Raw genomic sequence first — 25,675 nt, forward strand, 5'->3', positions numbered from 1 at the left:
GGCTTTAAATGAATTTAGAAACTGAGGATCCAAAACAAGTTGTTTTACAAGTAGGAGCTGTACTAAAAAAACTTCGTAAAGAAAAGCGTTTAAGTCTTGAAGATTTATCAGAATTATCAGGTGTGAGTAAGCTTACGCTAGGAAATATAGAACGCGGAGAAACAAATCCTACAATAGGGATTTTATGGAAAATCTCGAAAAGCTTATCCATACCACTTATGGCATTATTCCCAACTGAAAACAATGTGAATCTGTCTCGGGCTGGGGAAGGGCTTAGATTTAATGGTGACGGAAATGACTGGGTAATTGAGCCGATTTTTCAAAATAGTACAAATAAAGATATGGAAATGTACCGTGCTTATTTACAGCCAAATAGCTTCTACCATCCGGAAAAACATCATCATAATACAACTGAACTTGCAACTATCATGTCCGGAACAATTACAATTAATGTTAATAATGAGTCATATATCTTGAATCAATATGATTCGATTAGTTTTTCTACAGATGGCACACATTCATATGCCAATCGTACTAACGATGTTGTAGTTATTCATATCATATTGAAATACGGAATCTAAATTTCTTTTCTCCTATCTTAACCCGATGCAAGGAATGCTTCAATCCACTTAATGGATTGGAGCATTTTTTTACTATTTATGAATAGACAAACCTAAATAAATATATTATAGTATTCATTACTTAAGTTAATTGTATATTATAATATACTAAATGTGATTGGTTATGAATATTATTTTTTCGTTTATTATTCATCTTTAAAGTAAATCATCATGAACAAACTACAATATATGAGTTTTTCAAAAATCTAGGAGGAAATAAGATGAGTTCAATGGACAAAGTAACTAAAAAAGAAAATAAAGGAGCCATTTCAACTGTTGGTAAATCTGCCGTTTGGCTAATGATTGTTGGTATTGTATTTATTGCTGCTAACTTACGGGCCCCTTTGACCTCAGTAGGACCAATAGTTGGTCTTATCAAGGATGATATGAATATTTCAAATACATTGGCAGGAATGGTTACCACGCTACCATTATTAGCTTTTGCGCTTTTTTCACCTATTGTACCTAAATTGGGACAAAAACTTGGGGTGGAACGAATTATTTTGGGTTCCATTGTCCTTCTGACTGTTGGTATTATTATACGTTCCCTTTCAGGTGTTGTAGCTTTATATATCGGTACGGCTGTTCTTGGTTTGGCTATCTCAGTCGGTAATGTATTGTTACCTGGCCTGATCAAACGTGAATTTCCTGAACGAATTGGCTTAATGACGGGTGTGTATTCCATTTCTATGAATTTATTTGGAGCAATAGCGTCGGGTGTAAGTGTTCCTATTGCTCTTGGGATGGGATTTGGCTGGAAAGGTGCATTAGGAATTTGGGGCGTTTTAAGCTTTATATCTATTTTATTCTGGTTACCACAAATGAAACATCGTAACGAGAAAAGGGATAGAGTTCACAATAAAACTGCTGATAGTCATGTGAATTTGTGGGGTTCGGCACTAGCCTGGCAAGTAACTTTATTTATGGGACTGCAATCCATGATTTTTTATGTACTTGTTGCATGGCTGCCAGAAATTCTTAAGCAACAGGGATTGAATTCGAGTCAGTCTGGCTTGATGCTTTCTGTTATGCTGTTAGCTCTTCTTCCTTTTACTTTCATCGTCCCGGTCATTGCAGGACGCATGTCTGGTCAACGTTCGTTAGTGACTATTACATCGATTTTACTTTTAATCGGGACGTTCGGGTTACTATACGGTAGCTCTAAATTAATCGTGTTGTGGATCATCGCTCTAGGCATAGGAGGAGGCTTCGCATTTAGCCTATCCATGATGTTTTTTGGCTTGCGCACAAGGAATGCGCAACAGGCTGCGGAATTATCCGGTATGGCCCAATCAATTGGGTACCTACTTGCGGCTGTTGGTCCAACCCTATTTGGTTTTATTCATGATGCAACTAATAGCTGGACGATTCCACTTTTAATATTAGTTGGTGCATCGGTCCTACTCTTTGTGTGTGGTCTTGGTGCAGCCAGAGAGCGATATATAGGTCCAGCCAAATAATATAACATATAATTTTGGAATGAAAGGATGATAAATATGTTAAATAAAATTCTTGTCGCTATAGATGAATCCGATATGAATAGCAAAGTATTAGAGGCAACGTTGAGTATTGCCAATAACGAGAAATCTAATGTAACACTAGTGAATGTTAGTAAGGAAAATGTAACAACGGGTTTAACCTATGTCCCAGAGGATTATCTGGAGGATGTATTGAATGAATTGGAAAAGTCGAGTATAAGAATACTGGAAAAGGCCAAAAACAAACTAATATCTGCTGGGGGAATGTCCATAAAAACAATCCATCTTAAAGGAGACCCCTCCCATCAAATTTTAGAATATGCCAAAGAACATGAACAGGAACTTATTATCATTGGCAGTCGTGGACTTAGTGGAATGAAGGAATTAATGCTTGGTAGTGTCAGCCATAAAGTCGCTCAATTATCAAAATGTTCCGTCTTAATTGTACATTGATGAAACAATGATTAGATAATTTCTATCTAGGAGATCCTCTAGTTTCAAAATAGAATTGTTTTCGGGAGCAATTCCCTCATTAATGTATCTATTCGCAATATAAGGTTAGCCAGGTTAACTAAAATGTACCCTATAAGATAGACACTTTTAAAAAGGTCATCTTATAGGGTATTTTTATTTATAATGAAGAAAAAAACGAGCGGTGGTACGAATGCTCTGAAAAAACTATTGACTTGTAGAGAAATATCAAGTCCTAAAAGATTAGGTCATCTAAATTCTTAAGGGATGATTTTAAAATTAGAAGAAACTATTAAAATAGAAAGGCAGAATGCTTTGGATAGTATGAGTATTATTGTGTTAATCATTGGAATAGGTTTCTTAATGTTTGGAATTCGACATAATCCGAAAGTACATGAAGTTGAAGGTTTCGGTGGGAGTGACTCTATTCTTTGGGACTTATTAGCACTTTGGTTAGATAAATTACCTTATTGGGTTACTAAAATAATTTACATATTAATTGGTCTAGGTTGCTTATTTGTAAGTTTTTTTGTTTATAGGTAATCGAATTTCCTTTATTGTTAGACAAAAATAAGGAACTTTACTTTTTTGCCAGCATATAGTAATATGATGTCAATCAATTAGATAACAATGATTATAAATTATATAAATGAGAGGTGCTTTTGATGAGTGCGGTAGGTTCTAAATAGGAACAACTAAATGAAGTAAATTTAATGACGACAGGGGATTTGTGTCATAAAATGACCCCTTATTTAGTCGTAGATTTATTTCGATACCTATGAAGATACCTACAATACTTTATAAAGCGTGTAATGCACTGAATGTCTTCGTTTTGATGAGGTCTTTTTCACGATGCTTTTTACACATGCCTTGTAATGTAAAAGCTGTGGGATCCCCACAGCTTTTTTGTTTTTTAATTGAATATAAAGGTTTTCAAACTATTTGTTGAGGAGTCCCTACAAAGGGAAGGACAGTTGTCGTAACCTTGGTGAGACTTCACCTAGTGCCTCACTCCAACATTAGATGTAGAGCCAATATAAAATCATTGCTATCTAATGAGTAGGTATCTTCATGAATGATTATGGAAAATCATAGTGAGGAGAAATTATAAAATGAATCATACTACTTTTGAAAAGTTACAATACAATGAATTGAAGGAAGTCGTTAAATCATACTGTGTCAGTGGATTAGGTAAACAATTATTAGATAAATTAACGCCGAGCGCAAATTTGAAAATTGTTAAAAATCGTTTAAATGAAACGACTGAGGCACGAGCGATTTTAGATGCGAAAGGTCATGTCCCATTTTTAGGGGTATCGAATATTGAAAACACCATTAAAAAACTTGAAAAGGGGATTATTTTAGACCCTAGTGAATTGGTTAGCATCTCTGACTTTTTAAGAGGCTGTAGAAAAATTAAAAAATTTATGCTGGAGAAGGAATTTTTTGCACCAGTACTTGCATCTTATGCTAATTCGATGTCTGAGTTTAAAAATGTGGAAGAGGAGATTAACTTTGCGATTAAAGCAAATCGTGTTGATTCAGCTGCTAGTAGAGAGTTAAAGCGTATTCGTAATCATATCGAAACAACAGAGGAAAAAATTAAAGACCGCTTAACTAAATTTTTAAATAATAGTGCCAATAAAACATATATCCAGGAATTCTTTATAAGTAAAAAGGATGATCGATACACGATTCCCATTAAAGCTTCTTATAAAAATCATGTGCAAGGGACAATTGTAGAGGTTTCATCTAAAGGTGCAACGGTCTTTATGGAACCAAGTGCAGTAGCAAAATTTAATGTGGAATTGGCCACTTTAAAGGCAGAGGAAGCGGTGGAGGAATATCAGATTTTGGCGACATTATCTGGGCTCTTGATGGAAAATGTTCGTGAAATCAATATCAATATGGAGTTAATTAGCCAATATGATATGGTGTTTGCCAAAGCCAAGTTTAGTAAGCATATTGGAGGCGAAGAACCAACCTTAAATGATTATGGCTATATTAAGCTCGTTAATTGTAAGCATCCACTGTTAACAGGTAAGGCGGTACCACTTCATTTTGAAATTGGTAAAGATTATCGCAGCTTAATCATTACAGGACCGAATGCTGGTGGTAAAACCGTGGTCCTAAAAACTATTGGCTTATTAACATTGGCTACAATGTCGGGTTTCCATATTGTTGCCGATAAAGGTACTGAAATAGCTGTATTTGATCATATTTTTGTAGATATTGGGGACAATCAAAGTATTGAAAATGCACTTAGTACGTTTTCATCCCATATGAAAAATCTTTCAGATATTATGAGGGCATCCAATAATAATACTCTTTTGCTATTTGATGAAATAGGAAGTGGTACGGAACCAAATGAAGGAGCAGCTCTGGCGATTTCCATTTTAGAGGAGTTCTATCATATGGGCTGTATGACAGTGGCAACTACTCACTATGGAGAAATTAAGCGTTTCTCTGAAATGCATAGTGATTTTATGAATGCGGCTATGCGTTTTAATAGTGAAACATTAGAACCTTTGTATAAATTAGTTATCGGAACATCAGGAGAAAGTAATGCCCTATGGATTTCTAAGAAAATGAATATACGTGAAACCGTATTACAAAGAGCGAAGGGCTATATTGATAATAAAGAATATCATCTAGAAAGAGTAAATGACAGTAAAATCAGGACGCCTAAGATTTTGCATGAGGGAACCAAAGTAAAGTATGAATTTAAAAAGGGAGATCGTGTAAAGCTGTTAGACTATGATGACGTTGGAATTGTTTATCAAGAAATGGATAATTTCTATAATGTTGTTGTGTTCTATGAGGGAGAATTCTTAAAGGTAAATGTTAAGCGACTGGAATTAGAGCTACAGGCAACAGAATTATACCCAGAAGGATACGATGTAGAGACATTGTTTGTAGATTATAAAGAACGCAAGCTTCAACATGACATAGAGCGCGGTTCGAAAAAAGCCCTTCGCAAGATTCAGAAGGAAATGAAGAGAGATAAATCGAGCTAAAATAAAAGGGATTGCACATTGTGCAATCCCTTTTATATCTATTGAACCGAATTTATTTGTGCTTTAATTGAAAAATAAGTTTCTTCAATTTTCTCTTTATAAGGAAGATCAATTAAATCCTGAGAATCCATATAGGCCATTTTGGCGATTTCGTAGGCAGTTGTTAACTCACCGAAATGAGCATAGCAAAGAGCTTTATAGGAAAAGCACTCATTTAAACTTAATATGTCAAATGGATGTAAGATAAAGGGGGGAACGCTTGTAAAATGTTCAAATGCTTCCTTAGCTTCTTCATATTGACCAAGCAAATATAAGGATTTTCCTTTTTCTGAATAGTAAAAATTTTTATCAAGTTTAATCGGTTTAATCGAACCCTCTTCATGCATAAGTGCGCCATAACGTTCTATTTCTTCTAATGCCATCTGATAATCGTGAGTGTAACTGTTATAATAATGTGCACGTAATCCGAAAATAAAAGCGTCAACATCCACTTGTTCGGCAAAAATCCGATACTGCTCAAGCTTCTTCAACATATGCTCTACTTGCTCGAAATCATGGTCAATCATGGCGCAAAACGCCCCAATACGATACATATCATCTATATAAGAGTAAAATTGATTTTTATGTGCATTATTAATGGTTTCATTAATGAGCTGTTTACCTGCTTCAAGTTCGCCAATTGCTACCTGAAAAACGCTGATATAATAAGCCATTTTCACAGTATCTCGCGAATCTAATTGGTAATTTTCCTGCTCAGCCTCTTCTTTCGCCTGTAAAATACAAGAATAAGCCATTTTGTAGTTTCGTTCTTCCGATAATATTCCCAACTGTAATATATAGGTTTCAAACCAATGACTTAGTAAATTAATTTCTTTAAACATAATCCGAGCTTGTTGAAGCGGTGATTCCCATGTCGTTAATTCAGCAAAATATTGTGCTGCAGCGTATATATACAGTAAACGACCTGCTTCATAACTTAGCGGAAGCTCTTCTACATAAGGCTTAATCATCTCTATAATTTGCTGCGCATTTTCTATATGACCAACGTTTAATGGTGCAAACAAAATTTCTGCCTGCTCTAAAAGTTGACGTAGCGAGGAAGGTGTTACTTGTTCAAGTAACTCACTTGCTTTTACTCCCAAACGTTCCGCTATATAATCAAGACTTTCCATCGAAGGCTTGGCCTTATCATTTTCAATTTGGCTTAACATACCTTTTGTTAGACGATCACCGGCAAGTGCCTCTAATGTTAATTTTTGTTCCTTCCTTAATTTACGAATTCTTGTACCTAAAGAGTTCATTGCCTCGCCTCCTTTTTATTAATGTGCCCTTTGTTTAATTATATTAAACTTTTTCTTGCGTGGAAAGCGGAAGATATGTTATATTTTGTTTAATTAAATTAAACTTTTTAACCTAATTAAAAATATGGAGGGATTTTAAATGAATGAAGAGCAAAAATATAAAAAGGCGACATATCATTTATGGACATTTACTGCCAGTAAAATGATTGCCATGTTAGGATCTCATGTGATGGCTTTTGGAATTAGTTTGTATATTTTAGCTATGACAGGTTCGGCGATGAGCTTTGCGACCAATATGATTTGTTCCGTGTTACCACGTGCACTTGTAGCTCCATTAGCAGGTTATGTGGCTGATAATTTTTCGAAAAAGCGTACAATTCTACTTGCACAAGCTGGTACCATTTTGACAGTAGGGGGCTTATTGCTTTACACAGAAACGGTAGGCTTATCGGTGTATGCGGTTTATACAGCTACTGTGTTCAATACAATTTGCTCTGCTTTTTCTGGGGTAACGTTTTCATCTGCGATTGCAACGCTTGTTAATCCAGAGCGTTTACAGCGTGCCATGTCATTTAACCAATTGTCGACGTCTGTAGCTATGATTGGGGGACCAGTAATTGGGGGAATGATGTACGGCTTCTTTGAGATGGACGCATTTTTAATGGTCAATATGGTGGCTTATGCCATTGCCTTTTGCTTAGAAGCAACGATGAATTTTAACCTCTATAGTACAAGAAGGGAAGATGTGAAAAAAGAAAAAATGTGGGAAGGGCTTAATGGTGGCTTTCGTTATATTAAACAACAAAAAGTCATTAAAACGATTATGTGGGTTGCCTTATGGATTAACTTATTCTTCTCAGCAATCGCTGTTGGAGGAACTTATATTATTATTGAATTGCTCAAAGTAAAGTCCACGCATTTTGGCTTTATTGAGGCTTCGGGTGCAGCGGGTATGCTAGCAGCTTCCCTTTATTTTGCGACAAGATCAGAGGTGAAGGCACCATTACGTTTCTCGAAAATTAGCTTACTGCTATTGGCTGGTAGTGTTGGGCTAGCAGTGATTCCATTAGTAACTGAATTTTCATATGTAACAATTGTTATCTTTTACCTTATCATTTATTTTATTTTCGCTATTTTTGAAATGGGTATTAATATGCCAATCGGGGTGTATATGCAAAAAAATATTACCGAAGAATACCGTGGGCGTGTCTTTGGGTTAATGGAAACGATGGCTATGTCGATGATGCCAATTGGTATGGTGGTTTATGGCATGTTATACGATACTTTACCAGCGATTGTTATTTTGCCAGTAACAAGTGTGATTATTATTACCCTCTCACTAGTCTTGCTACGGACATCTATCTTAAAAGAAGCTCATCCAGAGTTTTATGAACAAAAGATAGTAAGTGAGAGTGTAGCAAATTAATGTCCGTCTTTGAAGATAAAGGTGGAAACCATATTTATGAGGCTTATCAGCGATAAAAGCAGTTTTATCGGCGATTAATGAGGGTTTATCAGCGATAAAAGCAGTTTTATCAGCGATTAGTGAGAACTTATCAGCGATTAACCATCCATCAACTAAATTTTATAGCAACATACAAAACCAGGCATTTCTTCAATGTTGAAGTATGCCTGGTTGATTGGTATTACTGATCCTCAATCACAATATAAGTGGCTTTAATTGGTCCATGTACACCAACTATCAGAATCATTTCGATATCTGCTGAATTACTTGGTCCTGTTATAAAGTTTATGCAGGATGCAATTTGCTCGCCATTTCTAACTTTTTCGCTAATTAAGCGGGCTGCTTGTGTCATTCGTGGAACGATGGTACTTTTAGGAATTAAAATAATAGACTTCTCTGGTAAAAAGCTAACTGATCTACCTTTATCCTTATCACTAAAAAGTACAGCAGTTCCTGATTCTGCTAATGTAATTTCACTAATTGTAATGCCAATGTTGGCTTTTTCAGCCTGTCGAACATTCTCCTCAGGCTGCTCGGAATTCCATTCATATAGCTGAATATTTTTTTGTGGCCATTGCTCGGTCATCAATGATGATAGGCCATAGCTTTTAAAACGTTCATCTTTCCATGTTATAACTGAATTGCCTCCAAAATTTTCAACTACTTTTTGTAAATCTGCAGGAAGGTTAGCTGTATTTGAAATGACAATATCCGTATGAATATTTTTACATTGTTCCACTAAAACCTCTACTAACTCATCTTTTGTCGCTTCTTTTAGAATGCGATCTTGTGGTTGATACTGCCATGTAGGTCGTGCAAGTTCTGTTTTTTGTGTACGTCCGAGCTGTTTCGCGATGTTTGATAAAAATACATCTCTATTTTTAATAGTACCTGTCATTTTTCATCGCCTCCTCTTTGGCGGTGTTTAAACCAGTCACGGAAATTATCTTTATTCGGGGCTGGAAAATCCCTTGCTTCCGTCCATGCTTTTAGTGGGCCTGGACCATTTGAAATTTTCTGATCTTTTGTAAATGGTGCCATTGCTGGTGAAGCCATTTTTGCTGCCATTTTATATAGGGTAGGGGAGGAAGCACCTAAACCAAAGGCTTTCATTAATAGCTTTTCTGATACTGGAGCTTTACCTTCGTTTTCAACAATTACTTGTCGATGTCTATGAATAAGCTGATGTAACGGTATTTTAACAGGACAAGCATCAGTGCAGGCACCACATAATGTAGAGGCATATGGTAACTCTTTATAATCCTCATAGCCGCCTAATAATGGTGAAAGTACGACACCTACTGGCCCAGAATAGATAGAACCATAAGCATGCCCACCAACGTGTCGATAAACAGGACAAGCGTTAACACATGCCGCACAGCGAATACATTGTAAAATAGGCTGGAATTCGCTGCCTAAAATATCAGAACGTCCATTATCAACGATTACTAAATGGAATTCCTCTGGTCCGTCTGTGTCACCTTCATCTTTGATCCCTGTTAATGTAGTAATATAGCTTGTAAGCTTTTGCCCAACTGCGCTTCTTGTTAATAAGCTTACTAGTACTTCCATCTCTTCAAATGTTGGAACAATTCTTTCCATTCCCATTACTGTAATTTGTGTTTTTGGCAAGGCGGTTACTAAATCTGCGTTTCCCTCATTTGTCACGAGTGTAATCGATCCGCTCTCCGCAATAGCAAAGTTACAGCCTGTAATGCCAATATCTGCTGTTAAATATTCATTTCTTAATTTTTCACGTACATATAGGGCTAGTTCTTCAGGCTTTTCGGTTTTCTCATAACCTTGTTTTTCTTTAAAAATGTCACGAATCTGCTCTTTATTTTTATGCAAAGCTGGGGCAACAATATGAGAGGGGGGTTCGTGATCATCTACTTGCAAAATGTACTCTCCAAGGTCTGTTTCAATGACTTCACACCCGAGTTCTTCTAAAGCGGCGTTTAAATCAATTTCCTCTGTTACCATAGATTTTGATTTCACAATTTTAGCAGCATTTTTCTTTTTCGCGATACTTTGAATATAGTCTGTCGCTTCTTTTGCTGTTTGTGCAAAGTAAACATGGCCACCTCTACTAGAGACGTTTTCACTTAGCTGATATAAGTAATAATCTAAGTTCGCTAACACATGCTTTCGAATTTCTTCTCCGTGAGAGCGCCATTCCTCCCAATGTCCGAGCTCATCAGCTTGTTTTAGCCGACGTGTTTGAAAGCGCTCCTGTGCACTTGATACAGCTCCGCGCATAAACGTATTTTCTAACTCTTTCGCTACCCGATGATTAAAGCGTTCATCACTTGTTCTCATGGACATTTCTTCTACCCCCTCTTAGTGACAATTTAATACTTCTGCAATATGCATGACTTTAATAGGCTTACCTTGTCGATTAATTCGACCACCAATATTGATTAAGCAACCAGCATCTGCACCGATTAAAATGTCTGCCCCTGTTTCTTCAATATTTTGTACTTTTTCATTGACCATTTCTCCAGAAATATTGCCCATTTTTACTGAAAATGTTCCGCCAAATCCACAGCATCGATCTTTTCCTGGGAGTTCCACATACTGTAAGCCTTTCACTTGATTTAATAGTTTAAACGGTGCATCTGTAACACCGAGTAGACGTGTCATATGACAAGAAGTATGATAAGTAGCCTTGCCCTCTAAATGTGCTCCTACATCTTCGACCTTTAATACATCTACGATAAACTCTGTAAATTCATATGTTTTGTCTGCTAATGCTTGCGCTTTTGGCTCCCAAACAGGATCACCTTTAAACACTTCTGGGTATTCCTTAAACATATATGCGCAGGAACCAGAAGGGGAGACGACATATTCGGCATGTTCAAAAGCCGTGATCATTTTTTTCATTGCATTTTTAGAGTCTTTTACATAGCCACTATTGTAGGCAGGTTGCCCACAGCAAATTTGATTTTCAGGGAAGTCTAAGTCGCAGCCGAGCCTTTCAAGAACTTCAACAACGGCTTTTCCTACATCACCTTGAAACATATCAACTAAACAAGTAGCAAAAAGTGTTACTTTCATGATAATCGCTCCTTTTTGTCTCTATATTACCCCTCAAATAACTAATCAACAGGTCATCTGATGACTTTGTTTTTATATTACTACAATTGTACAGATGAATAAAAGGTGTTTATTATTAATTTTCAAAAAATTTAACCTCTTTCAGCAGGTGCCCAAACACCTGCTGAAAGAGGTTAAGGCCTCCGGTGGATGTCACGGAATCGGAAAGGAGCTCTTTGTGCTTGCACAATGCCGATTCTGGACGCACTTATTCCGAGGCATAGATAAACTGCCTATAATAAAATACAGGCAGCTGTTGTTATTTCATAGATTCAGTTGTTTCAAAATATTGCATTAAAACCTTTTCCACATTACTTAAATGCGAAGCCATAGCATGTTTTGCAAGCTCTTCATTTTGCTGTTTAATCGCGAGGAAAATTTGCATATGTTCATCATACAGCTTTTCACTTGTAATGTTTTTAGAGTACAACCAAATTCGGCGTGTCTCTTTCATTGTTTCAATCATCAAACCTGAAACTTGATCTAATATAGTTGCAAGTAGGGGATTTTGAGATGCTGCAGAAATGGTCGCGTGAAATTGAAAATCCACTTTTTCTCCTAGCTCCCCATCTCCATGTACTTGTTTCATTTCATCCAAAATCTGCATCATTGACTGTATGTCTTCTTCTGTTCGATGAATGGCTGCGCTAGCCGCTGCACCTACTTCGATAATTTTGCGTACTTCTAACAAATGTGAGATATCTTGCTTATTTGTTAAAATGGCAGTTGATAAGGGGAAATCGAGCTGATTGGATTGATTACTTTTAACAAATGTACCTGAGCCTTGTTTGATATCAATGAGCCCCATTGCTTTTAAAGCGGAAAGAGCTTCTCGGATGGCAGATCTGCTTACTTGTAATTGTTCAGCTAGTTGTTCTACTGAATCAAGTCGATCACCAGGCTTTAGCTCGCCAGCTCTAATTTTTTCATAGAGGATTTCTGATACTTCTTCATATATTTTTTTTGATTTAATTTTTCTTAATTCCAAGGAATACACCTCATTTATCTCTATCAATTGCTCTATTGTTTTTTATTATACATGAAGGAAAGTAATTTACTTACTATTTAACGGTAAATACTTTATGTCAATAAAAAGGGTACTTCAACACTGCGGAAAACTGCAGGTAACGCCTTTACAACAGGTTATAAAATAAATGCATCTTCACTATAACTTGATATGTAGAATTATGGCGTATTTTGTTGACAGATAATATAAGGGGAGCGCATAATGCAAAAGTACATGAACAAATACACTTTGATTAAATAATGTCTGAAAAAAATTTGTATGATAATATGATGGAACTTCACTCTTTTAACATCTTTTTGCCATGAAACGTTCACAAACAGGAAGGGCGCAATTTACAGTGATTTTTGGTACGATGGAGACATTAACTGTAAGGAGCGAGTGAGAAAATATGGGAACTGATATTAACGTATTTTTAGCTTTAGGTGCAGGGTTTTTAAGTTTTATTTCACCTTGTACTCTACCGCTGTATCCAGCATTTTTATCATACATAACAGGTATGTCATTAGATGAGCTAAAATCGGAACGAGGTATGATGCAAAAGCGTGCAATTTTGCACACCCTCTTCTTTTTACTAGGATTTTCAATCATCTTTATTTTGATTGGTCTAAGTGCATCATTAGCAGCCGAGTTCTTCCTTAATTATAAAACATTATTACGTCAGGTTGGAGCCATTTTAATCGTTGTGTTTGGATTAATGATTGTGGGATTACTACAAATTGACTTTTTAATGAAGGACCGAAAATTCCAATTTAAAAACCGACCATCGGGTTATTTTGGATCGGTATTAATCGGAATAGCCTTTGCGGCTGGTTGGACGCCTTGTACAGGTCCAATTTTAGCATCGATCATTGCATTAGCAAGTGCAAATCCAACAGCAGGATTTAGCTATATGTTAGCTTATTATTTAGGTTTTGCAGTTCCGTTCTTCGTGTTATCTTTCTTTATAGCACGAATGACGTGGATTCGTACACACAGCCAAAAAATTGTAAAAATAGGCGGTTATATTATGATTGTCGTTGGTGTAATGTTATTCTTTGACGGATTATCGTATTTAACACGTATTTTACAGCCTATTTTTGGTGGATTTACAGGCTTCTAATCTGCTAAACTAAAGAGGCCATACCGTACTTTAACGTGAGGGAGATGAACATGTGCCTACAGTTTTAGTAGTGGATGATACGCTCTTTATGCGTGTTGCAATAAGTAATATGTTTACTGAATGGGGTTATGAGGTAGTCGGCAAGGCAGCTAATGGTAAAGAAGCTGTGGCGATGTATCGTGAGTTACAACCAGATTTAGTAACGATGGATGTAACAATGCCCGTTATGACAGGTATAGCAGCAGTAAAAGAAATCATCCCCGAATTTCCAGATGCGAAAATAATTATGATTACAGCTTTAGGACAACAGAAGTTAATCGTGGAAGCGATTGAAAGTGGTGCGAAGGATTTTATTACAAAGCCATTCGAGCCAACAAGATTAAAAGAAGTAGTTGATCAATTACTTGGACAAAATTGTTAATGACGTTAGAGGAGGAATTTTTATGTTTAGCAATATCCCTTCTCAATATTATGTAATAGGTTCGACCATAATGGCCATTTTTATGGGTACCTTTGTCATGGTTTTACGTATGCGAGCATCTAAGAAACCGACAAATGAGAAGAAAATTATCATTCCACCTATTGCGATGTCTTCAGGTGCGTGTATGTTTTTATTTGAACAATTTAGAGTGCCACCCATGCAAATTCTTGAAGCGGTAGCAGTCGGCATGGTGTTCTCAACAATCCTAATTGCCACTTCTAAATTTGAAGTAAAAGGTCAAGATATTTATTTAAAACGTTCAAAAGCATTCGTTTTTATACTAATCGGACTATTAGTGTTCCGTATAATCGCAAAAATGATATTAAGTAGCTCCATTGACGTTGGTGAGTTAGCAGGAATGTTTTGGATTTTAGCGTTCGCTATGTTACTCCCTTGGCGAATCGCAATGCTTATTCAATTTATTAAAATTAAAAAAACAATTCCGCTGAAGAATATTTAATGGGAAGACTACACTAGAGAATTAATCTAGTGTAGTTTTTTTATTGCGCGTAGTTTGGCTGATGGATAGGGTTGTCAGAGCAAGGAATAAGTAGACTGAGCGACGGAAAGAAAGGTAAAGGCGACGGATGGGAGAGCCAAAGTGACGGATAGAATTGCCAAAGTGACGGATGGAAGAGCTAAGGTGACGGATAGAAATCAGAGCGACAGATAGGATTGCCGAAATGAAGGAAAGAATCGAGCCAGCGACGGAAAGAAGAGCCAAGGTGACGGATAGAAATCAGAGCGACGGATAGGATTGAGCAAGCGACGGATAGAAATGAGCAAACGACGGAAAAAAAGACCGAAGCGACGGATGGAAGAGCTAAATTGACGGATAGAAATCAGAGCGACGGATAGGATTGTCGAAGTGACGGATAGAATCGAGCAAGCGACGGAAAGAAAGACCGAGGCGACGGATGGAAGAGCTAAGGTGCCGGATAGAAATCAGAGCGACGGATAGGATTGTCGAAGTGACGGATAGGATCGAGCAAGCGACGGAAAGAAAGATCGAAGCGACGGAAAGAAGAGCCAAAGTGACGGATAGAAATCAGAGCGACGGATAGGATTGTCGAAGTGACGGATAGAATCGAGCAAGCGACGGAAAGAAAGACTGAAACGACGGATGGAAGAGCCAAAGTGACGGATAGAACTCTGGACGACGGATAGGATGTCGAAGTGAAGGATAGAATCGAGCAAGCGACGGATGGAAGAGCCAAGGTGACGGATAGAAATCAGATACTGGCGAATAGACTTCAGGAAACACTTATAAAAAATATATGACGAAACTTATCTAAGGGCAAAAAAACGCTGCACAAAATCAGTGTGCAGCGTTTCTTCATTCAAATAGATGTTCGTATGGAGCGATGTCAATTTGCATTTCGTCTAATTTTTTTCGTAAAAATTTATGGTCGCGCTTAGGTGTTGCTTGAATATAGCCACGAATAATCAAATCATGGCTAATGGCAGGTGCCTTTTCTTCTAAAGCAAGCTCGCCGATTTTTCCTGCAATTTTTTCTTTTGCTACTTGTCTAAATAGCTCAGGTACAGGGCTTACAAGTTCATATAAAAGTTCTTTCTCAGGTTGTCCCCATAAATGAATGGTTTTATCTAAATAATACTCTTGCCAATCTAAATCGGATTTACCGTCCTGCTTTGGTAGAGCCTTTAAAAATTTGCGGAACATGAAAAATCCGCCTATCGCCATAAGTGAAATGAGTACAACTACCCAAAATAGGATAAACCATAAAAACCAACCACTTAACAAATCGTTCACCTCTTTGCCTTCTCTCACTCTATTATAAAAGCTTACATTAAAAAATTCATCCTAAATGTCCCTTTTTTAGCAATAAGTCTGTATATATTGTGAAAGAGAGGAGGTGACCCTTATGGCAAAAGTCAATTTCGTAGGTGCTACATTGCGTTTAAAGTATGTCTCTGGAAACAATGCACAAAACGAGCCTATGTTCACAACAAAAACGTATCGAAATTTAAACGAATCGCATACGGCAGAGGATTTAGTAGCGGTAGCATATGCTATTGCAAGTCTTTCTTCACACGCACTAGACAGCATTGTAAAACAAGAAACAACAGATTTATACTAAGGGGGGAAAGTTATGACACAAGTTTTAGAGCTGCAATTTGAAACAGCTACGGGGAAAACAACGACGATTGCGATTGATGCTCCGAAGCCAAAGGTAACAACGGAAGAAATTCAACAAGTAATGCAAACAATCATCGCTAAAAACGTTTTTGATGGACAAGCTGGCGCTCTGGTTGCAATGAGCGGGGCTCGAATTATTGACCGACAAGTAACAGAATTTGAATTAGGGATCGAATAATCACGAAATGGTCTTTGCGGAATTTTCTGCAAGGACCATTTTCAGCAATGGGCAATTTTATTAATTTAGCTGTGAGGGAGGGGTCAAAATGGAACAGTGGTTAAACATGATATCGGATATCGGTTTTCCTATCTTAGTGTCGTTTTACTTACTGCACCGGGTAGAAGTTAAATTAGATGCAATTCATGATGCACTTGTTTCCTTAAAGTGAAATCGATTTCACAAAGATGTACGAAAGCTGTCACTTGAGTGTCCTTGTCAATATTTACATCGTACGATAGGATGAGGATAGTGTAAGTAGGGAGCGTGTTAGAGATGAGAAAAAAAATAGTTGGGCTTGTTCTACTTTGTGCATTAGCTGCAGTGCTTAGTGCGTGTGGAAATACAAAATTTAAAGCAGATTATAGCTTGGAATTACCAGACTTTGAACATGTCAATCAACGCGGAGAAAAAGTTTCTTTAGAAAGTTTAAAAGGGAAACCGTGGATTGGTATGTATATTTTCACAAATTGTACATCGATTTGCCCACCCATGTCCTTTAATATGGCGCAAGTTCAAGAAAAGCTGAAGAAAAAAGGTGTGGAAGATTATAATATTGTTGCGTTTTCCGTTGATCCTGACGTTGATAAGCCAGAAGTACTAGCTAATTATTTGAAAAAATATAATGTTCCAGATGAATCAAAATGGAATCTACTTACTGGTTATTCACAAAAGTATATTGAGCAGTTCGCCGTGAAATCAACAAAAATAATCGTCAAAGATGATCCTAACACCGATCAAGTGATCCATGGTAATCAATTTTTCTTAGTCGATAAAAATGGCGTAATTGTAAAAATGTATACAGGGTTTGCTAAAAATGTCGAGGATGTACCAATTGACACAATTGCATCAGATATAGAAACATATATTGATGAAAATTTATAATGATAGAAGGAAACCGTCTCAATTAATGAAGAGACGGTTTTTTTTTGATGAAATTTAATCTTTTATAACTTTAGCCTCGTTTATAGTGTAGAAGGAGGGAAAAATTTTGGCTGATTCAGAATATTTAGAGCAACTAATGGAACTACATACAGAGCATTTATTTCGAATCGCTTACTACTATTCGAAAGATCTACAAATAGCTGAGGATATTGTTCAAGATGTTTTTATTAAATTCTATCATCATCAAAAGCATTATGAAGAAAGAGGAGAGATGAGGGCTTACTTAGCACGTATGACCATAAATAAAAGTAAAGATTATTTAAAAAGCTGGGCATATCGGAAAATTTCAGTTCAATCCAAGCTTTTCCCAAAGCAAAAATCCATTCTAAAAGATTCACTAATTCAACAGGATGAACAAACGATTTTAGATGAAGCGATCTTGAAATTACCGTTAAAGCAACGAGAACCAATTGTATATTTTTATTTAGAGGATATGTCAATTAAAGAAATTGCAATGCTACTCGAAATTCCTGAGGGTACGGTCAAATCACGTTTGAATAAAGGGAAGGAATTATTAAAAATAGACTTACAACATATTGAATGGGAGGTACTTTTCCATGGATAAGCATACAATGCGCGTATTGAAGGATGTCTCATCTCATAAAGAAGCAATCATTCATAAGGTTCGTCAACAAATTCAGCAAGAGAGGTATCCTTCAAAGCAACTTTGGCCGTATCGTACACTGGCCGTAATGATGACATGCTCTATCTTATTATTTATTGCATGGCAAGCTTCGAAACCGATTGACCATGTAACGACAGAAATACTTCATGAAGAAGAAAAACAATCATTCACCGATTTATTTCAAACAGAAGTTGAAGGAACAAAGACAACGTTCAGTCAGTTTTTTCAAATAGCAGATCGATTAGAACACCGCGAAAATATCAAATTTTATGCACCACTTCAGGGCTTCGAGGCTATGCAAGCAGTGGCGGATACTATGGAGAATGCTGTCCATCTAATAGATCCTGAAAATCTTCCATTTAAATCAAATACACAGGAGGTCTATGCTATAACGTCAGAGATGGAAGATGGTACCCTGCAAAAGCAATTTCAGTTTAGTTATAAAGAAAAGTCTCTCACTGGAGTGGATCGTCAATATATTAATTTGACGGTAACAAATGTAAATCATAATCCTTTAGGAAACTATAACGTTACGGAAGATAGTCAGCACTTTTCAGGGGAAATCACGAATGTAGGTTTGAATTTTATGAATCCTTTGTATTATCGTGCGATGACACCAGATAAATTTTTCGCGTATGTATATTATAATTATAATGATACAGACAAGCGCATTTATCAAATGAATACAAGAGCCAATGAGTTTTATACATATTATAATGGCTATGTATATCAAATAGGCTATCAATTAAATGGTGATCAACAGGAAGCACAAGAAAAAATGGTTGCTCTTGTAAGAGAATTTATCCCACACTTAAATTCATGGAAAGCAAAGAAATAAGGTGGAAGATAAACTGACTGTAAAAGCTCGATTGGTGAAGGCTTAGAAATTAGTGGTGATTAAAACCCTCTAGTAAGTATTACTTAATTTTTGTCACCAACTAGTTACCAAATTGGCACATCTCATTCTGTCTATATTAAAATAGTAGAAAAGAGGATGGGGGTTCAACAATGACGGTAGCGCAAACGTATTTAAATGTAGTTCAAAAAAGATTTAAAAGTGTGAAAGAACAAGGTGATAAAACACTCTCACAATTGGATCATGAACAACTACACTGGGCTTTTAACGAGGAATCCAATAGCATTGCCGTTATCGTAAAACATGTTAGTGGCAATATGATATCGAGATGGACTGACTTTCTAACGACAGATGGCGAGAAAGCAACGAGAAATCGTGATGATGAATTTACTGATAGCCTTCAGACAAAAGAAGAGGTTATAACAGTATGGGAAAAGGGATGGCAAGTATTTTTAAATGCTTTACAAAGATTAACGGAAGCTGATTTACAAGGGTTTGTAACGATAAGAGGAGAACAGCATTCCGTGATAGATGCTATCGAAAGACAAATGTCCCACTACTCACAACATGTCGGTCAAATTGTTTACATCGCAAAGCAACTAAGGGGCACTGATTGGCAAACATTAAGTATTCCAAAGGGTCAATCTCAGGCTTTTACAGAGTCTATGGTAAAAAAACATCAACAATAGAAATGGGGCCGTCTCACTAGTGTGAGATGGCTTTTATGATGGAATATACTATAATAAAGCCTTTAAATATCTCAAAACTTTATTATATTCAGAAAATAAAATTGACGTGTGTCTTTGAAGCATGTTATGTTTATTACTAAATTTAATAATTATCATTACAAGTTTGAGTGAAATAATTTTTCACTCAATTAAAAGGAAAATGGGTGTAAATCCCATGCTGTCCCGCAGCTGTAAATGAGGAGTTTTGTTTCAAATACCACTGAGTAAGTACTTGGGAAGGTGAAGCAAAATGAAGATTCATAAGCCAGAATGCCTGCTTGTAGTTAGATTCATTGTAGAGCTACGAAAGATAGGGAGATGGATGGAAGGCTTTTAATGATGAGTTTTTCTATCCTTATTCATATTTGAATAAGGATTTTTTTATGCCTTTTTCTAAACATAGTAGTTTACATCAAAGTGAGGTGCGAATAAGGTTAGCGGCGGAATATCGGGTTTTAGCGGCTTCATATGCTTAGTTAGCGGCGCAATTTACACTTTTAGCGGCGTTCCCCGAATGCTATGAGTTTTAAATTAGAAGTATTTTGTGTCTTTCTAGCACCAATAAATAGACAGGAGCAGAAATAATGTTATTCAAAAAGAATTTATTACCTTTCATTCTATTGCTGATGTTAATCATTTTAGCAGGGTGTTCAAGCTCGAATGAAGGTAATGGAAGTACAACAAAAGATAACGAAGGAAAAATGATAACAATTGGCTGGCCACTAGATATAGGGCCATTAAATCCGCATACTTATCTACCAAACCAAATGACTGCCCAAGCAATGGTGTATGAATCATTGGTAGAATATAACGATGACGGGACAATATCGCCGAAATTAGCAGAGAGTTGGGAAATCTCCAACGATAAAAAAACTTACATATTTCATCTTAGAAAAGATGTCAAATACTCTGATGGGACAGCCTTTAATGCAGATAATGTCATTCGTAATTTTAATGCAGTTTTAGCAGATCGTGAAACACACTCCTGGATGGGGATGGTGAATCATATTGTAGATGTTGTGAAAAAAGATGACTATACAATTCGTTTACAGTTAGATGAACCATATTACCCTGTATTAAACGAACTGGCGTTTGTTCGACCATTCCGCTTTTTAGGGGATAACGGATTCCCTGAGGGAGATGCAACTAATAAAGGAATAAAAGCTCCGATTGGAACAGGTCCATGGGTATTAACCGAATACAAAAAAGATGAATCCGCAATTTTTAGCCGCAACGAACATTATTGGGGTGAAAAGCCACTGGTGGACAAAGTAAAAGTGAAAATTATTCCTGATTCAGAATCTATGTCACTGGCATTTGAAAATGAAGAATTAGATTTAATTTATGGCCGTGGCATTATTAGCTTAGATAACTACACTTTCTTAAAAGATAGCGGTAAATACAAAACGGCTATATCTGAACCTTTATCTACACGTGCATTGCTATTTAATACACAATCTGGTCCATTAGCAGAATTAAAAGTACGTCAGGCTATTCAATACGCTATTAATAAAGAACAAATGGTTGAGAGCATTACCCATGGTACAGAAAAAGTTGCCAATACACTGTTTTGGGATGCTATTCCGTATGCCAATATTGATTTGAAACCAATCCTATTCAGTCCAGAAAAAGCCAAGCAGTTATTAGATGAAGCAGGTTGGACATTACAAAAAGGTGATAAAATCCGTTCTAAAAATGGGCAACCTCTTAAACTAGATTTAATCTATATTGCAACAGATGCCATCCAAAAACCTATGGCAGAATTAATGCAAGGAGAATTAGCAAAAATAGGCGTCCAACTAAATCTTGAAGGCGCTGATGTTATGGTAGGGCTCCAAAAATTGATGGATAATCAAGTAGATATTAATTTTTGGCGTACTAATGGTCCACCAACAGACCCGCATAGCTTCGCAAACGAATCAGCAACACTGAATGCAAATGGCGTTTATGAAGCGAAATTAGGCCTAGATAACGCAGCACAAATTGATGACAAAATACATCAATTATTAATTGGTACGGATGAAGCGGAACGTGTTCAATTGTATAAAGATATTTTAACAATGTTCCATGACAAAGCATTATTCTATCCGATTTCATATGAAACGAATACCGTTATATACCATAAAAATATGAAAGATTTTAACCCTCGTGCATCTGAATATGATATTCCATATGCTCAGATGGATTTAAAGTAAGAGAGTGAAAAGAGAGTGGGTCTAAACACGACTCCTCTCTTTTTGCACTATGAAGACTTGGGAAGTGATAAAAGAAATGTACGAATCAACTTGGCTTTTTTGTCTAAAACGAGTTATTACATTACCATTTGTTTTACTAGGGGTTTCAATCATGACCTTTTTATTTATTCGTTTTGTTCCAGTAGAGCCAGCGGAAGTAATAATTAGGCTGTCAGGGGTCGCACCGACGGCAGAAGCAATACAGTCGCTACGATCGGAATTGGGCACTGATCAACCTTTGTTGATTCAATATTTTATATGGCTAAAAGGTGTGTTGCACTTCGATTTTGGTACATCGTTTGTGAGTAAATTACCCGTTGCCCAAGAAATATTAGTAAAACTACCAGCAACTTTTGAATTAGCACTAGCTGCATTTGTATGTATTATTGGCTTTAGTATTCCTCTAGGTATTTTAAGTGCTCTTTATAAAAATTCCGTATTTGATAAGATTGTTAGCTTATTATCCATTATCAGTGTATCCATCCCAACTTTTTGGTTAGGTTTTTTTCTTTTGTACTTATTTAGCTTGAAGCTAGGCATTTTCCCGACAAATGGTAAAGGTTCTATTTTACATATAATTTTACCAGCAGTATCTTTAGCGTTACCAACTATTGGATTGTTTGTTCAGTCAATTCGTACAAGCGTCATAGAAGAATTACAAAAATATTATGTTCAGTATGCACATTTAAGGGGTTTAAAAAAATCTGTTATTCTCAGTCGGCATGTCTTAAAAAATGCTGCTATTCCGCTGACGACAATGCTTGGTATAACACTGGGAAATTTATTGGGTGGGGCTGTTATTGTAGAGCAGGTATTTAGCTGGCCAGGTTTAGGTCGTTACTTAATAGAATCAATTATTAATAGAGATTATCCAGTTGTGCAATGTTATGTTCTAATAATCGCTATCATCTATGTTTTTGCTAATTTATGTACAGATATATTACATAGAGTTCTTGATCCTCATCTAATGATGGTGAGGGGGAGGTAGTAGAGTGATTAAATTGCACAAAAGATTAAACGGCAAACAATTAATTAGTATAGCTTTACTCTCATTCATTGGACTGTTAGGGCTTTTTGCTCCTTTTATCATGCCGAATGATCCTTTTTTGGTGGATGTGTCTAAAAAGTTTTTAGGTCCATCATGGGCGTATCCTTTTGGCACAGATCATTTAGGGCGATGTATACTTTCTCGTATACTGCTGGGAATTCGCTATTCTTTAGGATCAGCTTTATTCATTCAATTAATAGCAAGTTTTTTTGCTATATGCATAGGGGCAATAGTAGCTTTTAAGAGAGGGATTATTGATTATTTATTTATTCGTATCTGTGATATTTTATTAGCGTTCCCAACACTTGTTCTTGCATTCGGACTACTAGGTATTTTGGGTCCAAGTTTAAGAAATGTATTATTGGCGCTTATTTTTACCCAAACTATTTATTATTCAAGAATTTTAAGAGGCTTATTTATAAGCGTTAATGAAAAAGAGTTTATAAAAGCTGCCAAAATTAGTGGAACTTCAGGGGTAAAGTTAATCCAACGCCATTTCGCGCCAAATATAATGGCGCCGATGCTGACGATTATTTCTTTAGATTTAGGAAAAGTAATTTTAGAAATTGCTGGCTTTTCATTTATTGGTTTAGGTGTTCAAGCTCCTACTCCTGAGTGGGGAATGATGATAAGTGAAGGTAAACAGCATATTCGACAACATCCTGAGCTTATGCTTTATCCAGGTACGGCAATAATCATCGTAGTCCTATTATTTAATATTTTGTCTAGTCGTAACAAGCAAGTTGATCATTGAAAGGGATTGCTATGGAAAGAAAAATCTTATTACAAGTCAAAGATTTAAATGTGCAAATAGGTGAGAAGAAAATCTTATCTTCTATAAATTTATCTGCTTATAAAGGGCGTGTTTTAGGAATTATCGGGGAGAGTGGTAGTGGGAAGTCAATGCTATGTCAAGCAATTATGCAAGTTCTCCCGGCTAAGTCAAAATCTACGGGCCAAATTTTATATCAAGATATTGATTTAACATCTGTAACAAAAGAAGAATTGAGAAATTACCGAGGAAAGCATCTATCGATGATTACACAAAATCCATTGGTAGCGTTTGATAGTAATCAAACAATAGAAATGCATTTTTGGGAAACATTAAAAGCACATCACGTTATGAGTAAAAAAGAAGTAAAGCAGATTGCTATTTCGGCAATGGATAAAGTAAATTTACCTAATCCAGAAAAGCTTTTGCAATATTACCCTTTCCAATTAAGTGGAGGGATGTTGCAACGTATCATGATTGCTCTTTCTTTTGCGATGCAACCCACATTATACATTGCCGATGAACCTACAACGGCACTTGATACAGTCAATCAAAAGAAAATATTAACATTGTTCAATCAAATTCGAAATGAAACCGAAGCAGCGATTATTATTGTTACACATGATCTTGGAGTTATTGCGGAACTTGCCGATGAAGTGGCTGTTATGTATAAAGGAGAACTCATTGAACAGGCGAATGTCTTTGATTTTTTTGACGCTCCACAGCATTGGTATACAAAAAAACTTTTACAATCGAGAATTATTTTTTAGAGGTGGTAGAAGATGGCTCTACTAGAAGTGATAAATGTTGAAAAGCATTATAATCAGAGACATTCATTTATACAAAAAGAACTTGGAATACCGGTATTACAAGAGGTCACATTTTCACTACAGGAAGGAGAATGTTTAGGAATAGTCGGTCAAAGTGGCTCAGGAAAAAGTACATTAGGTCGGATAGTTTTAGGCATAGAGAATCCAACGAGTGGGACTGTACGATTTAATAATGTGAATTTATATCAGGCTAGTTTTAAAGAAAAAAAGGGAGTTCGAAGAGATTTACAGGCTGTTTTTCAAAATAGTTTTAACTCCTTTAATCCAAAGCAAACTATTTTAGAGATAATAGAAGAACCATTTCTTAATTTCGAGAATTTTTCCAAAACAGAAAGGCAACGTAAAGTCGAGGAGCTACTTGACTGTGTCGAATTAGAAAGCAATATTAACAATAAATATCCTTCACAGCTAAGTGGAGGTCAACAGCAACGCGTAAATATTGCCAGAGCAATTGCTATAAACCCAAAACTGATTGTGTTGGATGAAGCTATCAGTAGCCTCGATATGGTATTACAGAAAAATATATTGCAACTACTTCAATCGCTACAAAAGCAAATGAAGTTATCGTATATTTTTATTTCTCATGATTTAAATGTAACACGCTTTATATCGGATAGAATACTAGTGATGCATAAAGGTCGGCTTGTTGAGGAAATAAATAAGGACGATTCATTTAAACATCCTGCTTCACTCGAACTATTCAACGCTATTTTGCCTATGCATCCACGAGACAGACAAAAAACTTACTAGCCGTAGGAGAAGATTAACAATAAATATAGAAAAAGAAAATAAAAAATCGTAGCCAAGTATAAAGCTACGATTTTTTACTGACTTCTTCTATACCTCAATTCCTCTGTTCTAAAACCACCTATTAAATCCTCGTCATACCCTTATCTAATTGCTATTGTGCGAACAAATCCGTTGGTAAACTTAATAAAAGTATTACTTAATCTCCATTTGGATTTAATGGCCAATCAATATTTTCAGGCAAGAAGCTATATCAGACAAGTCGAGGTTTAACGGATTCATTTTCAACATCTATAGTCGACAAACTAAATACCCTCGTAAAATGCATGGCGTTATACGATTTTCGTTGTTCCTCGGGTATCTCATTTCCCTGGAAATTTGTATGGTAATTCGGGCAATACTCTAAACTATCATTCAACAACTCTGTTCTCTTACTAAGCGACGATTCGAAGATTGA

General features: G+C 36.3%; 27 protein-coding genes and 1 riboswitch. Of the genes, 21 read left to right on the forward strand and 6 right to left on the reverse strand.

Annotated features, from left to right (window positions below; all coding sequences use genetic code 11):
* The first annotated feature begins 8 nt into the window (after nucleotides 1–8).
* The 5 genes from ACFVT8_RS14565 (at nucleotide 9) to ACFVT8_RS14585 (ending at nucleotide 5,586) form a co-directional block, all read left to right on the forward strand.
* On the forward strand, nucleotides 9–581 hold the full coding sequence (locus tag ACFVT8_RS14565; RefSeq protein WP_387081201.1) for a helix-turn-helix domain-containing protein: 573 nt from the start codon (nucleotides 9–11) through the stop codon (nucleotides 579–581).
* Between the two features lie 260 nt (nucleotides 582–841).
* Nucleotides 842–2,080 (forward strand): CynX/NimT family MFS transporter, encoded by a 1,239-nt coding sequence (locus ACFVT8_RS14570; protein WP_387081202.1) that lies wholly within the window; start codon nucleotides 842–844, stop codon nucleotides 2,078–2,080.
* A gap of 36 nt (nucleotides 2,081–2,116) precedes the next feature.
* On the forward strand, nucleotides 2,117–2,551 hold the full coding sequence (locus ACFVT8_RS14575) for a universal stress protein (RefSeq protein ID WP_053592903.1): 435 nt from the start codon (nucleotides 2,117–2,119) through the stop codon (nucleotides 2,549–2,551).
* Nucleotides 2,552–2,893: 342 nt separating this feature from the next.
* Nucleotides 2,894–3,112 (forward strand): hypothetical protein, encoded by a 219-nt coding sequence (locus ACFVT8_RS14580; RefSeq protein ID WP_387081204.1) that lies wholly within the window; start codon nucleotides 2,894–2,896, stop codon nucleotides 3,110–3,112.
* A 569-nt stretch (nucleotides 3,113–3,681) separates the two neighbouring features.
* On the forward strand, nucleotides 3,682–5,586 hold the full coding sequence (locus ACFVT8_RS14585; RefSeq protein ID WP_387081205.1) for an endonuclease MutS2: 1,905 nt from the start codon (nucleotides 3,682–3,684) through the stop codon (nucleotides 5,584–5,586).
* Between the two features lie 38 nt (nucleotides 5,587–5,624).
* On the opposite strand, the gene ACFVT8_RS14590 is transcribed toward ACFVT8_RS14585, so the two are convergent.
* Complete coding sequence (locus ACFVT8_RS14590; RefSeq protein WP_387081207.1) at nucleotides 5,625–6,887, reverse strand: helix-turn-helix domain-containing protein; 1,263 nt, start codon at nucleotides 6,885–6,887, stop codon at nucleotides 5,625–5,627.
* Between the two features lie 139 nt (nucleotides 6,888–7,026).
* Here ACFVT8_RS14590 and ACFVT8_RS14595 point away from each other — a divergent pair, with 139 nt between their 5' ends.
* A complete protein-coding gene (locus tag ACFVT8_RS14595) occupies nucleotides 7,027–8,313 on the forward strand; it encodes an MFS transporter (protein ID WP_387081209.1) in 1,287 nt (428 codons plus the stop codon).
* 220 nt (nucleotides 8,314–8,533) lie between these two features.
* Here ACFVT8_RS14595 and ACFVT8_RS14600 read toward each other — a convergent pair whose 3' ends face one another.
* The 4 genes from ACFVT8_RS14600 to ACFVT8_RS14615 all read right to left on the reverse strand — a co-directional run bounded on the left by ACFVT8_RS14600 (nucleotide 8,534) and on the right by ACFVT8_RS14615 (nucleotide 12,436).
* Nucleotides 8,534–9,250 (reverse strand): LutC/YkgG family protein, encoded by a 717-nt coding sequence (locus ACFVT8_RS14600; RefSeq protein WP_387081211.1) that lies wholly within the window; start codon nucleotides 9,248–9,250, stop codon nucleotides 8,534–8,536.
* Nucleotides 9,247–10,677, reverse strand: coding sequence for a LutB/LldF family L-lactate oxidation iron-sulfur protein (locus ACFVT8_RS14605; RefSeq protein WP_387081213.1), 1,431 nt, complete (start codon nucleotides 10,675–10,677; stop codon nucleotides 9,247–9,249). Before ACFVT8_RS14605 ends, ACFVT8_RS14600 begins: the two co-directional genes overlap by 4 nt.
* A 15-nt stretch (nucleotides 10,678–10,692) precedes the next feature.
* Nucleotides 10,693–11,409, reverse strand: coding sequence for a (Fe-S)-binding protein (locus ACFVT8_RS14610; RefSeq protein WP_387081214.1), 717 nt, complete (start codon nucleotides 11,407–11,409; stop codon nucleotides 10,693–10,695).
* Nucleotides 11,410–11,707: 298 nt separating this feature from the next.
* The gene (locus tag ACFVT8_RS14615; protein ID WP_387081216.1) at nucleotides 11,708–12,436 is read right to left on the reverse strand and encodes a FadR/GntR family transcriptional regulator; all 729 of its coding nucleotides are present in this window, start codon (nucleotides 12,434–12,436) and stop codon (nucleotides 11,708–11,710) included.
* A gap of 427 nt (nucleotides 12,437–12,863) precedes the next feature.
* On the opposite strand from ACFVT8_RS14615, the gene ACFVT8_RS14620 reads away from it, so the two are divergent.
* The 3 genes from ACFVT8_RS14620 to ACFVT8_RS14630 are packed head-to-tail and all read left to right on the forward strand — an operon-like array spanning nucleotide 12,864 to nucleotide 14,515.
* A complete protein-coding gene (locus tag ACFVT8_RS14620; protein WP_387081218.1) occupies nucleotides 12,864–13,574 on the forward strand; it encodes a cytochrome c biogenesis CcdA family protein in 711 nt (236 codons plus the stop codon).
* A gap of 52 nt (nucleotides 13,575–13,626) precedes the next feature.
* Nucleotides 13,627–13,995, forward strand: coding sequence for a response regulator (locus ACFVT8_RS14625; RefSeq protein WP_387081220.1), 369 nt, complete (start codon nucleotides 13,627–13,629; stop codon nucleotides 13,993–13,995).
* Between the two features lie 22 nt (nucleotides 13,996–14,017).
* Nucleotides 14,018–14,515 (forward strand): CcdC family protein, encoded by a 498-nt coding sequence (locus ACFVT8_RS14630; protein ID WP_387081221.1) that lies wholly within the window; start codon nucleotides 14,018–14,020, stop codon nucleotides 14,513–14,515.
* An 876-nt stretch (nucleotides 14,516–15,391) separates the two neighbouring features.
* Here the strand turns inward: ACFVT8_RS14630 and ACFVT8_RS14635 are convergent.
* On the reverse strand, nucleotides 15,392–15,820 hold the full coding sequence (locus ACFVT8_RS14635; RefSeq protein ID WP_387081526.1) for a DUF2621 domain-containing protein: 429 nt from the start codon (nucleotides 15,818–15,820) through the stop codon (nucleotides 15,392–15,394).
* A 121-nt stretch (nucleotides 15,821–15,941) separates the two neighbouring features.
* On the opposite strand from ACFVT8_RS14635, the gene ACFVT8_RS14640 reads away from it, so the two are divergent.
* The 12 genes from ACFVT8_RS14640 to ACFVT8_RS14695 all read left to right on the forward strand — a co-directional run bounded on the left by ACFVT8_RS14640 (nucleotide 15,942) and on the right by ACFVT8_RS14695 (nucleotide 25,221).
* Nucleotides 15,942–16,157 carry a DUF1659 domain-containing protein gene (locus tag ACFVT8_RS14640; protein WP_387081223.1) on the forward strand — a complete coding sequence of 72 codons (216 nt, stop codon included), beginning with the start codon at nucleotides 15,942–15,944 and terminating at the stop codon, nucleotides 16,155–16,157.
* Between the two features lie 12 nt (nucleotides 16,158–16,169).
* Entirely contained in the window at nucleotides 16,170–16,394 is a 225-nt protein-coding gene (locus ACFVT8_RS14645) for a DUF2922 domain-containing protein (protein WP_387081224.1), read from the forward strand.
* Between the two features lie 88 nt (nucleotides 16,395–16,482).
* Nucleotides 16,483–16,605, forward strand: coding sequence for a YvrJ family protein (locus ACFVT8_RS14650; protein WP_082337366.1), 123 nt, complete (start codon nucleotides 16,483–16,485; stop codon nucleotides 16,603–16,605).
* Between the two features lie 104 nt (nucleotides 16,606–16,709).
* The gene (locus tag ACFVT8_RS14655) at nucleotides 16,710–17,318 is read left to right on the forward strand and encodes an SCO family protein (protein WP_387081226.1); all 609 of its coding nucleotides are present in this window, start codon (nucleotides 16,710–16,712) and stop codon (nucleotides 17,316–17,318) included.
* A 106-nt stretch (nucleotides 17,319–17,424) separates the two neighbouring features.
* A complete protein-coding gene (locus ACFVT8_RS14660; RefSeq protein ID WP_387081228.1) occupies nucleotides 17,425–17,943 on the forward strand; it encodes an RNA polymerase sigma factor in 519 nt (172 codons plus the stop codon).
* A complete protein-coding gene (locus ACFVT8_RS24575; protein ID WP_483869503.1) occupies nucleotides 17,936–18,841 on the forward strand; it encodes a hypothetical protein in 906 nt (301 codons plus the stop codon). Before ACFVT8_RS14660 ends, ACFVT8_RS24575 begins: the two co-directional genes overlap by 8 nt.
* A gap of 170 nt (nucleotides 18,842–19,011) precedes the next feature.
* Complete coding sequence (locus ACFVT8_RS14670; RefSeq protein WP_387081229.1) at nucleotides 19,012–19,548, forward strand: DUF1572 family protein; 537 nt, start codon at nucleotides 19,012–19,014, stop codon at nucleotides 19,546–19,548.
* A gap of 142 nt (nucleotides 19,549–19,690) precedes the next feature.
* Nucleotides 19,691–19,883, forward strand: a riboswitch (cobalamin riboswitch).
* 288 nt (nucleotides 19,884–20,171) lie between these two features.
* Complete coding sequence (gene nikA / locus ACFVT8_RS14675; protein ID WP_387081230.1) at nucleotides 20,172–21,782, forward strand: nickel ABC transporter substrate-binding protein; 1,611 nt, start codon at nucleotides 20,172–20,174, stop codon at nucleotides 21,780–21,782.
* A gap of 76 nt (nucleotides 21,783–21,858) precedes the next feature.
* Nucleotides 21,859–22,809: a nickel ABC transporter permease gene (nikB, locus tag ACFVT8_RS14680; RefSeq protein WP_387081232.1), complete on the forward strand. Its 951-nt coding sequence runs from the start codon at nucleotides 21,859–21,861 to the stop codon at nucleotides 22,807–22,809.
* Between the two features lie 4 nt (nucleotides 22,810–22,813).
* A complete protein-coding gene (locus ACFVT8_RS14685) occupies nucleotides 22,814–23,623 on the forward strand; it encodes an ABC transporter permease subunit (protein WP_387081233.1) in 810 nt (269 codons plus the stop codon).
* A gap of 11 nt (nucleotides 23,624–23,634) precedes the next feature.
* Nucleotides 23,635–24,411, forward strand: a complete 777-nt coding sequence (locus ACFVT8_RS14690) for an ABC transporter ATP-binding protein (protein WP_387081235.1) — start codon at nucleotides 23,635–23,637, stop codon at nucleotides 24,409–24,411.
* A 12-nt stretch (nucleotides 24,412–24,423) separates the two neighbouring features.
* Complete coding sequence (locus tag ACFVT8_RS14695; protein WP_387081237.1) at nucleotides 24,424–25,221, forward strand: ABC transporter ATP-binding protein; 798 nt, start codon at nucleotides 24,424–24,426, stop codon at nucleotides 25,219–25,221.
* Nucleotides 25,222–25,675 lie beyond the last annotated feature (454 nt).

Source organism: Lysinibacillus sp. NPDC058147, assembly GCF_042884205.1.
Classification (GTDB): domain Bacteria; phylum Bacillota; class Bacilli; order Bacillales_A; family Planococcaceae; genus Lysinibacillus.

What these genes read in the sequence shown, in the direction of transcription:
- ACFVT8_RS14650 (WP_082337366.1), top strand. Translation starts at nt 16,483, where the DNA reads ATGGAACAGTGGTTAAACATGATATCGGATATCGGTTTTCCTATCTTA.
- ACFVT8_RS14630 (WP_387081221.1), top strand. Translation starts at nt 14,018, where the DNA reads ATGTTTAGCAATATCCCTTCTCAATATTATGTAATAGGTTCGACCATA.
- ACFVT8_RS14565 (WP_387081201.1), top strand. Translation starts at nt 9, where the DNA reads ATGAATTTAGAAACTGAGGATCCAAAACAAGTTGTTTTACAAGTAGGA.
- ACFVT8_RS24575 (WP_483869503.1), top strand. Translation starts at nt 17,936, where the DNA reads ATGGATAAGCATACAATGCGCGTATTGAAGGATGTCTCATCTCATAAA.
- nikA (WP_387081230.1), top strand. Translation starts at nt 20,172, where the DNA reads ATGTTATTCAAAAAGAATTTATTACCTTTCATTCTATTGCTGATGTTA.
- ACFVT8_RS14570 (WP_387081202.1), top strand. Translation starts at nt 842, where the DNA reads ATGAGTTCAATGGACAAAGTAACTAAAAAAGAAAATAAAGGAGCCATT.
- ACFVT8_RS14690 (WP_387081235.1), top strand. Translation starts at nt 23,635, where the DNA reads ATGGAAAGAAAAATCTTATTACAAGTCAAAGATTTAAATGTGCAAATA.
- nikB (WP_387081232.1), top strand. Translation starts at nt 21,859, where the DNA reads ATGTACGAATCAACTTGGCTTTTTTGTCTAAAACGAGTTATTACATTA.
- ACFVT8_RS14670 (WP_387081229.1), top strand. Translation starts at nt 19,012, where the DNA reads ATGACGGTAGCGCAAACGTATTTAAATGTAGTTCAAAAAAGATTTAAA.
- ACFVT8_RS14580 (WP_387081204.1), top strand. Translation starts at nt 2,894, where the DNA reads ATGAGTATTATTGTGTTAATCATTGGAATAGGTTTCTTAATGTTTGGA.
- ACFVT8_RS14695 (WP_387081237.1), top strand. Translation starts at nt 24,424, where the DNA reads ATGGCTCTACTAGAAGTGATAAATGTTGAAAAGCATTATAATCAGAGA.
- ACFVT8_RS14640 (WP_387081223.1), top strand. Translation starts at nt 15,942, where the DNA reads ATGGCAAAAGTCAATTTCGTAGGTGCTACATTGCGTTTAAAGTATGTC.
- ACFVT8_RS14620 (WP_387081218.1), top strand. Translation starts at nt 12,864, where the DNA reads ATGGGAACTGATATTAACGTATTTTTAGCTTTAGGTGCAGGGTTTTTA.
- ACFVT8_RS14585 (WP_387081205.1), top strand. Translation starts at nt 3,682, where the DNA reads ATGAATCATACTACTTTTGAAAAGTTACAATACAATGAATTGAAGGAA.
- ACFVT8_RS14595 (WP_387081209.1), top strand. Translation starts at nt 7,027, where the DNA reads ATGAATGAAGAGCAAAAATATAAAAAGGCGACATATCATTTATGGACA.
- ACFVT8_RS14655 (WP_387081226.1), top strand. Translation starts at nt 16,710, where the DNA reads ATGAGAAAAAAAATAGTTGGGCTTGTTCTACTTTGTGCATTAGCTGCA.
- ACFVT8_RS14605 (WP_387081213.1), bottom strand. Translation starts at nt 10,677, where the DNA reads ATGTCCATGAGAACAAGTGATGAACGCTTTAATCATCGGGTAGCGAAA.
- ACFVT8_RS14590 (WP_387081207.1), bottom strand. Translation starts at nt 6,887, where the DNA reads ATGAACTCTTTAGGTACAAGAATTCGTAAATTAAGGAAGGAACAAAAA.
- ACFVT8_RS14610 (WP_387081214.1), bottom strand. Translation starts at nt 11,409, where the DNA reads ATGAAAGTAACACTTTTTGCTACTTGTTTAGTTGATATGTTTCAAGGT.
- ACFVT8_RS14575 (WP_053592903.1), top strand. Translation starts at nt 2,117, where the DNA reads ATGTTAAATAAAATTCTTGTCGCTATAGATGAATCCGATATGAATAGC.
- ACFVT8_RS14645 (WP_387081224.1), top strand. Translation starts at nt 16,170, where the DNA reads ATGACACAAGTTTTAGAGCTGCAATTTGAAACAGCTACGGGGAAAACA.
- ACFVT8_RS14600 (WP_387081211.1), bottom strand. Translation starts at nt 9,250, where the DNA reads ATGACAGGTACTATTAAAAATAGAGATGTATTTTTATCAAACATCGCG.